Below are 14,490 nucleotides of genomic sequence, written 5' to 3' on the forward strand. Positions count from 1 at the left end.
ATTGAGGTGCTGCGGAGATCTACCCACCCCGCCCTTTGGGCACCCCTCCAAGGAGGGGATTTTTACGCTAGCTTTCTTACGAGAATTGCTTTCCGGCTCCCTCCCCTGTCTTGTCTCGCTTCCATGGTCGGGAAACCCGACCGGAGCGAGCCGCTTTATAAGGGGAGGGTTGGGGTGGGGTAAAGATCTTCGCCGAAGTCTGATAAAGTGCGACTCTCATTCTGAGAGGCTTCGCCAACGAATTATCCAACCAGTTTAAAGACAACTGAAAGATTATTGGCTGGCATGGGATAGACTTTTTGAAGTGCTAAGTGATGACTTTGAGCGACAGTGGTTATTTCTTCTAAATCTCTAACGCCCCAGTCAGGATTTTGACTCTGAAGGCTGGCATCAAAAGCCTCATTACTTGGAGAGGTATGGACTCCACCCTGCTTAAAGGGGCCATATAAGTACAAGATACCATCGATCGGGAGGATGCGCTTTGCGCCTGCAAATAGCCCCAAATAAGCAGATTTAGGCGCGATATGAATCATATTAATATTCACGATCGCTGTAATCGGATGCTGCTGAAAATCGCAATCTGGTAATTCTCCAGATTCTACCAACCACTGAGAACTGCTGGCATCGAGATCGATAGGTAAGCATATATTATCGCACGGTATGGACTGTTGCCATGCCATAATGCTAGCTCTAGCATCGGGATTGGGATCGGATGGCAACCAATAGCGCGGCGCAAGTTGGGGAGCCATAAAAATACCATGTTCGCCAGTACCACTGGAAATTTCGAGAATGGTACCTGTCGGCGGTAATACTTGCCGCAAAACTGCCAGAATCGGTTCGCGATTGCGTTCGGTGGCGGGTGCGTACCGCCTAAGATCTAAAGACTCATCCATTGGTACCGATCGATTGCGACTTTTCTAGCTTAGTACAAGCCGCCTCGATCGTGTTGATGGATCGAGATTTGGGGATAGTCGATGTGAATGCTTCGTTCTCACACCGCCCTGAACTATAAGTTCGGGCTAATAACAAAAGTCCACTAAAGTGGACTGATAGATTTCCGCCAGTCCACTTCAGTGGACTTTTGCCATTAGCCCCAAATTCATTTGAGGGCGGTGCGGAAGCGGAGCTAGCAATCCTTGCATCAAAGATCCTTAAGCCGAACTGACATTAATTATTTACTGGAATACTGGCAGAATAAAACTAAGCAACCTTGTCTACCAATAGTTAAATATCATCAATATCTGCATCAGATAGATAAGTGTTGTTGAAGATGCACTCAGCAAAATAGGAACTATCGCCGATTTCAAAACTATCGTCAACAGCAATATTACCATCGGGCAAGATCGTGTCGCTGAATGTGCATTTAAAAAAATAAGGTCCGTCAAAATCAGGACTATGGCTGATTTCGGCTCCAGTCAAGTTGCATCTAGTGAAATTAACATTCCTCATATCAGTACTACTAATATAAGCTCCGATAAGTCAAGTCAGCATTGTCCAAACTTTCAAAAGTAATGTTAGCTCCACTTAAGTCAGCTCTTTGGAGATTAGCTCCATTCAGATCGGTTTGCCCAAAATTAGTATTTTTCAAATTGGCACCACCAAAATTGACTCGCTCCAAAATCATTTCAGCCAAGATAGATCTACTCAAATTAATACCAGCCAAATTAGCACCCACCAACTCGTCAGAGGCTTGAATTTCGACTCCACTGGAATCTCTCTCCCCAGCCGCATAACGCTTCAACAACTCTTCAGCAGTCATATTCTCACTCTTTGGATAGTAATACAGCGATCGCAGGTAGATAATCCCCACATGAGGATCGGGAACCTCTGCATTTATTTTAGAATTCCTACTGAAACGGCGGATCGTAGGAGCGTTAAAATAAATAGACTATGGATCTAAGTGACTTAGGATTACTATAGACTAGATCTTCGCCTGCCAGTATCCCTAAACTCAGTATGGTTACCACTTCCACACCCAAAAAACTCGCCAAAGTAGAACATTTAAAGACAGATAGTAACTATCTGCGGGAACCTGTTGCCAGCGAGCTACTCCTCGATACAAATTATTTCACCGAAGACGCAATTCAGATCCTCAAGTTTCACGGCTCTTATCAGCAAGATAATCGCGATAATCGCGTTAAAGGTGAAGAAAAAGATTATCAAATGATGTTGCGGACGCGCAATCCTGGCGGCTTTATCCCACCCCAATTATATTTGGCACTCGATCGATTGGCGAGCGACTATGGGAACGAAACCATCCGCGCGACTACCCGCCAGGGTTTTCAGATGCACGGCATTCTTAAGAAAAACCTCAAGCCAGCCATCACTGCGATCGTCCAAAATATGGGTTCTACCCTCGGTGCCTGTGGCGACTTAAACCGCAACGTCATGGCACCCCCAGCACCCTTCAAAAATAAGCCAGAATATAGATATGCTTTGACGTATGCCGATCGCATTGCCGATCTGCTGACGCCCCAATCAGGTGCATATTATGAGGTTTGGCTGGATGGAGAAAAAGTCATTAGCGGCGAACCAGCACCGGAAGTCAAAGCAGCATTAACGAAGGATCTCGATCCTACAATTTTCCCTGGAGATGCAGAACCGCTGTATGGGATGCAATACATGCCTCGCAAATTTAAAATTGCGATTACCGTACCAGGCGATAACTCGATCGATATTTTCTCTCAAGACCTAGGATTGGTAGTAATTACTAATCCTAAAGGACAATTATTGGGCTTTAATGTTTATGCTGGTGGCGGATTGGGACGTACCCATAATAAAGAAGAAACCTTCGCGCGGATTGCCGATCCGATCGGCTATGTAACTAAAGCAAATATCTACGATTTAGTTAAAGCGATCGTGTCTACCCAACGCGATTATGGCGATCGCACCAATCGTCGTCACGCGCGGATGAAGTACCTCATTCACGATTGGGGTGTGGCTAAATTTAAAGCCAAGGTTGAAGAATATTATGGCAAAAAAATTCAACCGCTCAAGCAACTTCCTGCATTTAAATATCTAGACTTTTTGGGTTGGCACGAACAAGGCGACGGCAAGCTATTTCTAGGTATCTCAGTCGTCAATGGGCGGATTAAAGATGATGGCGATTTTAAACTTCGCACCGCATTAAGAGAAATCGTCCAAACGTATCAAATCCCGATGCGCGTGACCCCTCATCAAAACGTGCTGATTTATGATATTAAACCAGCCGATCGAGATAAAATCGACAAAATCCTCATCGCCAATGGTGTCGAACCAGATCCCACCAAAATCGATACCCTCGTTCGCTACTCAATGGCGTGCCCAGCCCTACCTACCTGCGGCCTCGCGGTCACCGAATCCGAACGCGTGGCTCCAAGCGTCAACGAGCGTTTCCGCGCCCTCTTGGACAAATTAGGCTTACCTGACGAGCAATTCGTCATCCGCATGACTGGTTGCCCCAATGGTTGCGCGCGTCCCTATATGGCAGAAGTCGGTTTCGTCGGTAGTTTCCCCGAAAGTTATCAAGTGTGGCTGGCTGGTTGTCCCGCTCAGACGCGTTTGGCGCAGGTTTACACCGATCGGATGCACATCAACGATCTGGAGACTTTCTTCACGCCGATGTTGGAGTATTTTAAGATCGATCGTAAGCCTGACGAAGGCTTTGGCGATTTTTGTAACCGCGTTGGGTTAGCATCCATTCGCGAGGTTTGCAAGCATTAACGAATGCGAATTTACCTTCATCTCAAATGAATCATCGGGTAGAGGCAATTTATGAATTGCCCCTACCCGATGATTCATTTGAGTACATTCTCAATCAGTCAATCGAGATCGCCATCTCACTAATTCTTGTTCGGCAAACTTCCGCACCTGTTCGTCAGGATCGTTTTTGGGTCGATCGACTAATAAATCTATTGCTTCAGGTCGATCTCGATAGTTTCTAATGATAGCTTTTAATCTAGTTAAACGAGGATTATATTCGTTAGGATTCTGCCGTTGAAATGGATCGTCAAGTACAAGTCAGTACGAGAAATCGAAGATATTCGTTCGATTTGTGTAGCTGCCCATAGCATTAGCAAGTCAATCATTGTCGCGAAGCTCTATGGTTATGAGTTCCTAAGAGTAGCTGGGTGGTGGATCTCCAGAATCGAACTACGTTAGAATCCATTCGCAAGTCTTGTAGATATTAATAGCAATTTTGTCAGTTCCGATCGTTTATCATCCCGATTATGTAGTACCTTTACCCGATAGTCATCGCTTTCCGATGTCTAAATTTCGGATATTGTACGAACTATTATTAGCAGATGGATTAGTCACCACAGAACAAACATTCGCCCCCACATTACCACCGACGGAATGGCTAGAATTAGTTCACGATCCGGCTTATATTCAGGCTTATTATACAGGCACATTAGATCCCAAAGCCCAACGGCGCATCGGGTTACCCTGGAGTCCAGAACTCGTCAATCGGACTTGTATCGCCCTCGGTGGCTCGATTCTAACGGCGAAACTCGCGATCGAACATGGCATCGCCTGTAATACAGCAGGTGGCACCCATCATGCTTTTGCTAATATGGGTTCGGGCTTTTGCATCTTTAACGATCTGGCGATCGCATCTCGCGTCATCCAAAAATTAGGATTAGCCAAAAAGATTCTCATCGTCGATCTCGATGTCCATCAAGGTGATGGTACGGCGGCGATTTTTCAACGAGATCCGAGTGTCTTTACCTTCTCGATGCACTGCGACGTGAATTTTCCCAGCAAGAAACAAACCAGCGATCTCGATGTCCCCCTGCGGGAAGGAATGGAAGATGCGGAGTATTTAAAAACACTTTCGCAATATTTACCCGATTTATTATCACAGGTGAAACCGGATTTAGTCTTATACGATGCGGGTGTAGATCCGCATATTAGTGACAGGTTGGGCAAACTAGCATTAACTAATACTGGCATATTCGATCGAGATTTCTATGTGTTAGATACTTGCGTATCTCAAGGTTATCCAGTCGCCTGTGTGATTGGTGGTGGCTATGCTGAAAATATTCCGAGTTTAGTTTATCGACATTCGTTACTGCATCGATCGGCTAGTAAGGTTTATCACAAATATAAATTGTAACTAAATACATAACTCCTAAAACCTGTACAGTAGATATTGTCTACATCAAAGATATTGGGATTTTTACATTTAAGCAATTAATAAATCAATGAAGTGGTTCTATAAATAACCAGAGATAGTGATAAAATTCGCATCAGGATCTTGACATGATCTCTAAAGACTTAATATTATTTGTGCGATAATAATATCAATTTACAATGAAAACAAAAATATTAGCATTCTTGACTTTTGTTTTATCTGCATGTTCTACAGTATCAACGCTTACAGAAAAACCTGTAATCACGTTAGAAGAGTTCAACCAACTTCAGAATGGGATGACAATAGAGCAATCTGAGACACGGTTAGCGCATCTCAAAACCTATTGACAAGCGGATGTGCTTGGATGGGAAGTGGGAACAGCCGCAGATAAGACAGCAAGCATATAGCGGTCATTCATCGCGGTTCGCCGGGACTTTTGACGAATACTACGCCGAAAAGATGTCTCACGTTCTAAGGCATTAAGTGCAAGGCGACGTAACACGGCAAAATTCTGCGGACCGTGGAGAGAACGAATGCGAGATTTGTCCTCATCAAAGGTGACATCTAATGTCCAATGGACAGAATTCTCAATCCCCCAGTGCTGGCGAATCGCACTACCAATCCGGTTGGCATCGCTGAGAAGACTGGTTAGGTAAAATTGGACTTCATGAGTGGTCTTGTTCCAATACTGAGACTTGCGTACAACCATCACAACTGTTTGCAGTCCACTCCACTGGTCTTGTTGATACAGCAATGGTAGTTGTGAAACAGGGACAGTGTAAACTTTCCGGTTTTCAATCCGATGATGTCCTTTCTCCACCCGCTGACTAATACTGACATCTACGCCTTTAAACCCCTGTGATTGTGCTGTCTCAAACCAGCTTTTGACTTGTTGGTGTAGTGTTGGATGATTATCCTTAAGGCTTAACACATAATCGGCATTTGCTCCAGTAATCTTCGTCGCCATCGATTTCTGCGTGCCCATTGCATCGATAGTGATGATACAGCCTTGAATGTCTAGCAATTCTAATAATGCGGGAATCGCTGTGATTTCATTAGATTTAGCACTGACTTTTGTTTGTCCCAAGACCAATCGATGCTCACTCGCCCATGCACTCACCATGTGCAACGCTTTGACCCCAGATGCCCTGTCGTATGAACCTCTGTTGGTTTTACCATCAATGGCGACTACTTCCACTCCTAGTTGCTCAATTAGTGATTGCACCCACAGCCGAAAGCATTGCTCTAATTCTTTGGGATTGATTTTTTCAAATACTCTTCTAAATGTGTCGGCGCTGGGGATTCCGCCTGGTAGCTCTAGAAATGTACTTAACCACTCTTGCTTATTCACACCATACTCTTCCATATCCTCCCATCCTTTTGCTCCTGCGATTACTGCCAAGATGGCAATGGTGATAATGTCTTTGAGTAGATGTACTCTCGTCCTCTGGGTTCTGGGATCTTTAATATCTTGAAAGTATTGCCCAAACTTCTTTGTAATTTCTTGGCTGTCTAAATTCGTCGCTCCGACTGTTTCAGTTTTTTGCTTCTTCTTTTCTACTTGTGTCGGCATTACTTTCACTGTAATCGCTAGATGGACGCTCGTACCTACCCTAGCTCAGATCTTTCTCAAATAGAAGCCCTCAGCAGCAATCCCTTTGTCAATAGGGTTTGAGGTGCGCTAGCCGTGCAATCTGAGAAAATAGTTGGCGCAAAGTCTGTTGTTTTCAGCGAATCTAAAGTGGGCAATGTAGAAATGAAAATTTTACAGTGGGCAAATAATGGCGGCATATCTAACGCCAATGCAACCTTCCAAAATAGTAAATTGATGGGGAAGGCGCAAGTCGGGCTAAAGTAGCAAAATAGTAGAGTGGGCAGTAACCACCATCTAGATTTGAGGCATCATCTAACCGCTCGATTTGAAACCGAATACCTAGATTTTGCCCTCAATGCTATTTAGTTTTTGCTTTAAAATTACTTCCATTTCTCGCAAATCTTCATCTGTCTGTGGAAACTTGTATATTGGACTATTAGGATTTCCCTTATTAATCAAAGCCTCGATCGCGTCATCATCTTCTCGATGCTGCAAAATATACTCTCTTAGCTCTTGGCGAGTCATACTATCGAAGTTAGGCTTCGTCATTATTAAACCTCCATTGACCATTGGGGAAAATTAAAATTTCGAGGCTTTCGGTTGCACCTGTGAGGATAAACACTGTTTTGGTATTCGGATTGTACCGAAATACATGGATCGGTTGGTATCCATTTGAGAGCATTTGACACACTCTGACGCAGGCAAAAGCCTGTTCTACAGTAGGCATACGCTGAATATTTACATAATAGCAAATACAACCATACCGCAAAGGAGTACGGTAGATTCAGTATGCTATTCAGTAGATACCATCTGGGCTTCAGCCAATTTTAACCCGATCGATGTCCAGGCTGTCTTGCTTTACGATCGAGAATATTCAAATAAACGATCGATAATTATTACAAATAATTTGATGATTTATGCAAACTTCTAGCGGTAATATGCTAATGCTGGATTGACTTGTAGCGATTTTGCTATTGTTGCTAGATATTAAGTTAAATTTTTACAGAGGTCGCGTCCGAACCCCGATTTGTTTGCGACAATCTAAACAGAATCGAACGGTAGACTGGGACTAAAGGATAAAGATATATGAAATTAGCTTATTGGATGTACGCTGCTCCCGCTCATATTGGGACTTTGCGGGTGGCGACTTCGTTTAAAAACGTTCATGCGATCATGCACGCGCCGATCGGCGATGATTACTTTAACGTGATGCGATCGATGCTGTCGCGGGAACGGGATTTTACACCAGTGACGACTAGTGTAGTCGATCGACATGTGCTCTCGCGCGGCTCGCAGGAGAAGGTGGTCGATAATATCACCCGCAAGGATGCTGAGGAGCATCCAGATCTGATCGTCCTTACGCCGACTTGTACGTCGAGCATCCTTCAAGAAGATCTCGCCAACTTTGTCCAACGCGCGTCGCTGGAAGCTAAAGCCGATGTGTTGCTGGCGGATGTCAATCATTATCGCTTCAACGAGATGCAGGCTGCCGATCGCACTCTACAGCAGATCGTCCAGTTTTATATCGAGAAGGCACGTAAGAAGGGCAATTTAGTCACCGAGAAGACGGCGCAGCCTTCGGTAAATATCATCGGGATTTCCACCCTCGCTTTCCACAATAATCATGACTGCACCGAACTCAAGAAGTTGATGGGTGAATTGGGGATTACCGTCAATGCGATTATCCCTGAAGGTGCCAACGTTGACGAACTTCGCAGTCTGCCCCAAGCCTGGTTTAACCTGGCTCCCTACCGCGAATTAGGGCCGATGACCACAGATTACCTCGCTGCTGAATTTGGGATGCCCTGCGTCGATATTACCCCCATGGGTGTCGTCGAAACCGCACGCTGCATTCGCAAGATTCAAACGATCTTAACTGCGGGTGGTGCGGATGTAAATTACGAAGACTTTATCAACGAGCAAACTATTCACGTTTCCCAAGCCGCTTGGTTCTCTCGATCGATCGATTGTCAGAATTTAACTGGTAAAAAAGCCGTTGTCTATGGCGATGCTACCCACGCAGCAGCTATTACCAAGATTCTCACCCGCGAAATGGGGATTCATGTCGTCTGGGCGGGGACTTTTTGCAAGCCAGATGAAGAATGGTTCCGTAAGGAAGTTGAAGGATATTGTGATGAAGTAATTATCTCCGACGATCATGGCTTAATTGGCGATCGCATTGCAAATAGTGAGCCTTCGGCAATTTTTGGGACGCAAATGGAACGACACGTCGGTAAACGTTTAAATATTCCTACTGGCGTAATTTCGGCACCGATTCACGTTCAGAATTTTCCAATCGGATATAAGCCATTTTTGGGTTATGAAGGCACCAATCAAGTTGTAGATTTAATCTACAATTCGTTCACATTGGGTATGGAAGATCACCTGTTAGAAATCTTCGGCGGACACGATACTAAAGAAGTAATTACTAAAGGGATCTCGGCTGATTCTGACTTAGGTTGGAATAAAGAAGCTCAAGCAGAACTGAATAAAGTTCCTGGGTTTGTGCGCGGTAAAGTCAAACGCAATACCGAGAAGTTTGCACGCGATCGGGGTCAAACTACGATCACTTTAGAAGTAATGTACGCAGCAAAAGAAGCAGTTGGAGCTTAGTAAATTTCTTGCTCCCTCTCTTTCTAAAGGGGAGGGAGTAAGATTTAAATTAACTTAGTTATTATGCAAGTAAAATCTGTGCTGTTACTGGCACTCACTCTTGGATTTAGTATTAAAATTATGCCCGCATCTCTTGCCGATAGCACTATCGACAAGAGCGAACGCAATACTTCTCTAGTAAGTAACATAAAAAAAACAATCGATGTATCAAAAATATCGATCGGTGGTTTGAAGCTAGGTATGACTACTAGAGAGGTGACAAAGATATTAGGCAAACCTCGGCAGATTAAGCAGCAATATGATGATACATGCTTCCAACGATATACGACCGATCTGACCTACAATAAGCTAAAAGTATTCATGCTGGGCAGTACTAAAAATAATGCTCGAATTCACTCTATTTATACTTCAAATCCAGCTTATAGAACTAGCGAAGGAATTCGAGTCGGCAATCGTAAGAGTCAAGCTAAACAAGCATATGCTAACTTTAAAGCAGATGGAAATGACAAATATCCATTGGTTTATATCAATAGCAGTTTTGGTGGATTGGGATTTAAAACCCGTAATGATTTAATTACGTCGATCGACTTAATATCATCATCTTGTTAATCGCTCTTGCCAAAATGAATCAACTGTGGGGATATTTAATTATTGAAGAGTTGGTGAGAAATGGTATCGATTATTTTGTCATTTCTCCCGGCTCTCGATCGACACCATTAACTGTAGCTGTAGCTCAAAATTCACAAGCGAATAAAATTATCTGTTTAGACGAAAGAGCAGCAGGTTTTCATGCGATCGGATACGCTCGCGCGACAGGCAATCCAGCAGTATTAATTTGTACGTCTGGTACGGCGGCGGCGAATTATTTACCCGCAGTGATTGAAGCATCGATCGATGATATTCCCCTAATTATTTTATCTAGCGATCGACCGCCAGAATTACGTCAGACGGGGGCAAATCAGACGATTAACCAGGTGAATTTGTATGGAAATTATCCAACCTGGCAATTCGATTTACCTTGCCCTACAGCCGAAATTAGCCCCAATGTAGTGTTGACAACGATCGATCTGGCTATATCTAGAGCCAGACAAGCTCCAGGCGGAGTCGTACATCTCAATTGCATGTTTCGGGAACCATTAGCACCTACAGATGCACATGTAGAAATACCTGCGAGTTTGGTAAAGTGGCATGAAGATCGAGCGCCATATACGCGTTATGCAGCTAAATTAACTATTCCGGCTATTGCCGAAATTCAGTCTCTCATTGAAACGATCGCATCCACCGAGAGGGGGATACTTTTTGTCGGACAGTTAAAATCTACAGCAGAAATTAAAGCTGTAATAAAGTTAGCAGCACGATTAAATTGGGCAATATTTGCCGATATTCAGTCGGGGTTGAGATTGTGCCAAGATTTCCCAAATTTAATCCACTACTTCGATCGGTTATTGCTGACAGATATTGCTGTAGAGTTAGAACAGATCGATACGATCGTCCAAATTGGGACGAAAATTGTCTCAGCGCAGTGGTTTAAATGGATCGAAAAACATCCACCGACAAATTATATCGCGATCGCGAATAATCCCGATCGTTACGATCCTAACCATCTAGTGTCCTTCAGAATCGAGTCTGACATTACCTATCTGTGCGATCGATTATCTCAGCATTTACCACAGCTCTCCCCCTCAACATGGGTGCAAAAATTGCGATCGGCATCAGACAGAATCGGCGTTACAGCCGCTAAATTTTTAAAAACCTCAAAATTAACCGAACCCCTCATCGCTCGAACTATTTCCGAACTCATCCCCAGTCAACATGGCTTGTGGGTATCGAATAGTATGCCAATTCGCGATTTGGATATGTTTGGTGTCGGTGCAAGTGCTGAAGATTTCCCGTCAATAAGTCTGCGAGTCGGGGCAAATCGGGGTACGAGTGGTATTGAAGGCGCAATTGCATCGGCGACTGGATTTGCAGTGGGTTTACAGGCTCCTATCACTGCGATCGTGGGAGACTTATCGAGCTTATATGACTTAAATTCATTAGCCTTATTACAGCACAATTTGCAACCAGTAATTGTGGTAATTATCAACAATGATGGTGGGGGAATTTTCTCTTTTTTACCGATCGCTAAATCCACCGATCTGTTCGAGCCTTATTTTGGTACGCCTCATGGTTTGAAATTCGATCGAGTAGCAGCAATGTTTGAGTTAGATTATTATCATCCGCTAAACCGAGATGAATTTATTCATAACTATCAGCAAGCACTAGCAAAAAATCGTAGTGCAATCGTTGAAGTTACAACCGATCGATCTGAAAACCTCAGTTTACATCAGGATCTCATGCGGCTGTGTAGTAGTGGCAATTGGCAAGCAATTCAGCAATCGATCGATTAAATACATCTAAATTTTATTCAAGATTGAATGGTAAACTTGTCGGGATGGATACCATTCAGATTTCCAGTTACTCAACTCAGTACAATAGCGACATTTTCTGGTAATTCGATTAGCTGATTACGACACAAGCATTGTGAAACTAACCGATCTTTTTATCCAATTCGATCTAGTCAAGTCCCCTGATTTTGCCGAAACCCTGTATGAAAATTGAATGATCGGGGTCTCATTTTAATTCAAGTTTGGATAGTAAATTTGTCAGGATGAATGCCATGATTTACCCAAGTAATTGCTGCGTCTGCGCTCGTCATCTCCGGTGGGACTCTGCGGATACGAATATGCCCCATTGATGGACAAGTTACCTTAAGTAATATCATTGGTTTGCCAGTAAGTGTTCCGTTATCCTCGTACTTTGGTATTTAAATGATACTAAATGTAGATAGGCCACTCTGAAAATGCGCCACTGACCCAGAATAGCTGGTAGCATCGATCGCATATCTTCTATTTTAAGGCGACTATATTTATGACTACTGCGGTTCAGACTCCAGCCTTTGCCGAGGGAATTCAGTATTTTGGGGAATTGCTCCCAGGATTCGATACTTATGGTAAAACGCCAGTTATCGCTGCTGGGCAAACGTGCATCGCTGATTCTAGCAATCCCGCTGCTGCTTTTCAAACTTTGCTCTACGCCGATGCGCTCCGCTATCTCACTCTTCAAGTCTGCGCCAGCAAAGCATCGGGACATCCTGGCGGATTTGCCAGCCAAGCAGAAGTCTACGCTTCATTGGTGATGCTCGGACACAAGAATATCCTGACTGAAGTCGGACATCATGCGCCAGGATTCTATAGTGCCATGTTTCTCGACAGGTCTTTGGAAGCGATGGGTATCGATACCGTGCAACAATTGCGCGATAAGTTCCGCGAAAAAGATGGATTGATCGGGCACTTGTCCGGTTTTATCCCTGGTATTCTCGCGCCTGCGGGGCCACTCGGTCAAGGGCAACATTTCGCCATGGCTGCGGCGAAACTGCATCGGGATAAATTATTTCCCTTCACCGTCGGCGATGGTGGCTTGGGCGAGCCATATATTATCAGTGCGATGCAGCATTTCCACACTGCATTCCCGACAGTGACTAATTTCTTACCCGTCCTGGTTTGGAATGGTTATAGTCAGGAGCATCATAGTATGGTGTCTACCAAGACTAACCAGGAGATGCTCAGTTATTGGCAAGGTAACGGTTTTGAGGAAGTCATTATGGTAAATGCCAAGGATTTTGACGACAAGAATCAATCGGGTGAATATGTCGATAGCACGTTGTTCTCCTTAGAAAAACGGTTAGCTTTTACTCAAGCGATCTTAGCGGGTGTCGATAAAGCGGCTAAATCCGCCATGAGTGGCAAATTAACCGTCTTCATCATCAAACAGCTCAAAGGTGCAGGCGTTCACGCGACAGGTTCAAAATCTCACAACCTCTACGCTCACCATACCCTCGATAACGCCGACATTGTCACTGGCTTGAAAAATCGCGCCCTCCATCTCCAAGCGTGGGAACTAGTGCGGACTAACTGCGAACGCGCTGGTGGCGGTTCCTCTTCTAAAGTAGCCACTACCGAATCAGTTTTCCCAGTACCTAGCATCGGTACCCTCCCCCTCGAAGAATACGCAATAGGAGAAGCCAAAGTCTCAACCACTGCAATGGGGCGACTAGTCGGCTACGTCGGACAACAGGATAAAAACTTCCTCGTCACCAACGCTGACGGGAACGAAGCTTCAGGGATTGCCAATATCAACCAAGCCCTGAAAATCATCCACCCCACCACCGACGATCTCTACTTCCAAGCACCCACTGGGCAAGTATACGAACCCCTAAGCGAAGACGCTTGCGCGGGACTCGCCGCTGGATTAGCTCTGATGGGTGCGCGTACTCTGTGGTGTTCCTACGAATCCTTCGCGATTAATGGTTTACCCATCTGGCAAACTGTTACGCAAGCAATGGCAGAATTGCGCCGCCCGACCCCTTCCACCATCACCCTTTACACCGCAGGCGCACTCGAACAGGGGCGCAACGGTTGGACGCACCAACGCCCCGAAATCGAAGCTTACTTCGCCTCGATGATGCGCAATGGTAACGTCTTCCCCGTCTTCCCACCCGATGCGAATAGCATCCAAGTCTGCTATGACTGGGCATTAACTACCCAAAATAAAGGCGTAGTCATCACCGCTAGTAAATCACCCTTACCCATCCGCACCACCTTCGCCCAAACTCGCCAAGGTTTAGAAGATGGCGCGGTAGTGTTACAAGAAACTCCAGGCGATAAGCAAGTAGTCTTCGCAGTCATCGGCGACATGACGCTAGCACCAGTATTTGAAGCCGCTGCGTTTTTAAAAACCGAGGGCATCGGCTCGAAAATCGTTTCGATTATCAACCCGCGTCGTCTCTATCGCCCTAGCGATGTCGCTTGGGACACCTGTAGCGAACCAGACGGTGCTTTTCTCTCCGACGCTAAGTTTGCCGAAATCTTCGGTGGTAGTGCCCTCATCGGCGTCACAGGTGGCGCACCTGCAATGTTAGAACCTGTGATGTTGCGCTCGAATTCGCCTCGCGATACTTTTGCCTGGAAACGTGGCGAAACTACCGCGACTGCGGGTCAATTGATGGCCTTTAATGGCATCACTGCTGAGGCTATTTGTAAGCGGGGATTAGAGTTGATTAAGTAAGTGATTTAGGTTTATCCCTGTCTCTAAGTGGAGATGGGGATTTTTTAATGCAAATGTTATAATT

The 14,490-nt window shown here is 44.9% G+C and carries 13 protein-coding genes; 7 read left to right on the top strand and 6 right to left on the bottom strand.

Annotated elements, in window-relative coordinates:
- Positions 1-242: 242 nt before the first annotated feature.
- The 3 genes from CHA6605_RS16760 to CHA6605_RS16770 all read right to left on the bottom strand — a co-directional run bounded on the left by CHA6605_RS16760 (position 243) and on the right by CHA6605_RS16770 (position 1,759).
- Positions 243-893 (bottom strand): DUF938 domain-containing protein, encoded by a 651-nt coding sequence (locus tag CHA6605_RS16760; RefSeq protein WP_015160596.1) that lies wholly within the window; start codon positions 891-893, stop codon positions 243-245.
- Between the two features lie 331 nt (positions 894-1,224).
- Positions 1,225-1,449 carry a pentapeptide repeat-containing protein gene (locus CHA6605_RS16765; RefSeq protein ID WP_015160597.1) on the bottom strand — a complete coding sequence of 75 codons (225 nt, stop codon included), beginning with the start codon at positions 1,447-1,449 and terminating at the stop codon, positions 1,225-1,227.
- A gap of 10 nt (positions 1,450-1,459) precedes the next feature.
- Positions 1,460-1,759: a pentapeptide repeat-containing protein gene (locus tag CHA6605_RS16770; protein ID WP_015160598.1), complete on the bottom strand. Its 300-nt coding sequence runs from the start codon at positions 1,757-1,759 to the stop codon at positions 1,460-1,462.
- Between the two features lie 197 nt (positions 1,760-1,956).
- Here CHA6605_RS16770 and sir point away from each other — a divergent pair, with 197 nt between their 5' ends.
- The 3 genes from sir to CHA6605_RS16785 all read left to right on the top strand — a co-directional run bounded on the left by sir (position 1,957) and on the right by CHA6605_RS16785 (position 5,095).
- The gene (gene sir, locus CHA6605_RS16775; RefSeq protein WP_015160599.1) at positions 1,957-3,702 is read left to right on the top strand and encodes a sulfite reductase, ferredoxin dependent; all 1,746 of its coding nucleotides are present in this window, start codon (positions 1,957-1,959) and stop codon (positions 3,700-3,702) included.
- 26 nt (positions 3,703-3,728) lie between these two features.
- The gene (locus tag CHA6605_RS16780) at positions 3,729-3,923 is read left to right on the top strand and encodes a hypothetical protein (protein WP_041548200.1); all 195 of its coding nucleotides are present in this window, start codon (positions 3,729-3,731) and stop codon (positions 3,921-3,923) included.
- Positions 3,924-4,177: 254 nt separating this feature from the next.
- On the top strand, positions 4,178-5,095 hold the full coding sequence (locus CHA6605_RS16785; RefSeq protein WP_015160600.1) for a histone deacetylase family protein: 918 nt from the start codon (positions 4,178-4,180) through the stop codon (positions 5,093-5,095).
- Between the two features lie 358 nt (positions 5,096-5,453).
- Here CHA6605_RS16785 and CHA6605_RS16790 read toward each other — a convergent pair whose 3' ends face one another.
- The 3 genes from CHA6605_RS16790 to CHA6605_RS16800 all read right to left on the bottom strand — a co-directional run bounded on the left by CHA6605_RS16790 (position 5,454) and on the right by CHA6605_RS16800 (position 7,434).
- Positions 5,454-6,686, bottom strand: coding sequence for an ISAs1 family transposase (locus tag CHA6605_RS16790; RefSeq protein WP_015159932.1), 1,233 nt, complete (start codon positions 6,684-6,686; stop codon positions 5,454-5,456).
- A 360-nt stretch (positions 6,687-7,046) separates the two neighbouring features.
- On the bottom strand, positions 7,047-7,256 hold the full coding sequence (locus tag CHA6605_RS16795) for a DUF6887 family protein (protein ID WP_015160602.1): 210 nt from the start codon (positions 7,254-7,256) through the stop codon (positions 7,047-7,049).
- Positions 7,243-7,434 carry a DUF6888 family protein gene (locus tag CHA6605_RS16800; RefSeq protein WP_041548204.1) on the bottom strand — a complete coding sequence of 64 codons (192 nt, stop codon included), beginning with the start codon at positions 7,432-7,434 and terminating at the stop codon, positions 7,243-7,245. The genes CHA6605_RS16795 and CHA6605_RS16800 overlap by 14 nt, the downstream gene beginning before the upstream one ends.
- Before the next feature lie 359 nt (positions 7,435-7,793).
- On the opposite strand from CHA6605_RS16800, the gene bchB reads away from it, so the two are divergent.
- From bchB to CHA6605_RS16820, 4 genes are all read left to right on the top strand, one after another.
- Positions 7,794-9,320 carry a ferredoxin:protochlorophyllide reductase (ATP-dependent) subunit B gene (gene bchB / locus CHA6605_RS16805; protein ID WP_015160604.1) on the top strand — a complete coding sequence of 509 codons (1,527 nt, stop codon included), beginning with the start codon at positions 7,794-7,796 and terminating at the stop codon, positions 9,318-9,320.
- 63 nt (positions 9,321-9,383) lie between these two features.
- Positions 9,384-9,929, top strand: a complete 546-nt coding sequence (locus CHA6605_RS16810) for a hypothetical protein (protein WP_015160605.1) — start codon at positions 9,384-9,386, stop codon at positions 9,927-9,929.
- A gap of 14 nt (positions 9,930-9,943) precedes the next feature.
- Positions 9,944-11,710 (top strand): 2-succinyl-5-enolpyruvyl-6-hydroxy-3-cyclohexene-1-carboxylic-acid synthase, encoded by a 1,767-nt coding sequence (gene menD / locus CHA6605_RS16815; RefSeq protein ID WP_015160606.1) that lies wholly within the window; start codon positions 9,944-9,946, stop codon positions 11,708-11,710.
- Between the two features lie 520 nt (positions 11,711-12,230).
- Positions 12,231-14,426, top strand: a complete 2,196-nt coding sequence (locus CHA6605_RS16820) for a phosphoketolase family protein (RefSeq protein ID WP_015160607.1) — start codon at positions 12,231-12,233, stop codon at positions 14,424-14,426.
- Positions 14,427-14,490 lie beyond the last annotated feature (64 nt).

Source organism: Chamaesiphon minutus PCC 6605, from assembly GCF_000317145.1.
Taxonomy (GTDB): domain Bacteria; phylum Cyanobacteriota; class Cyanobacteriia; order Cyanobacteriales; family Chamaesiphonaceae; genus Chamaesiphon; species Chamaesiphon minutus.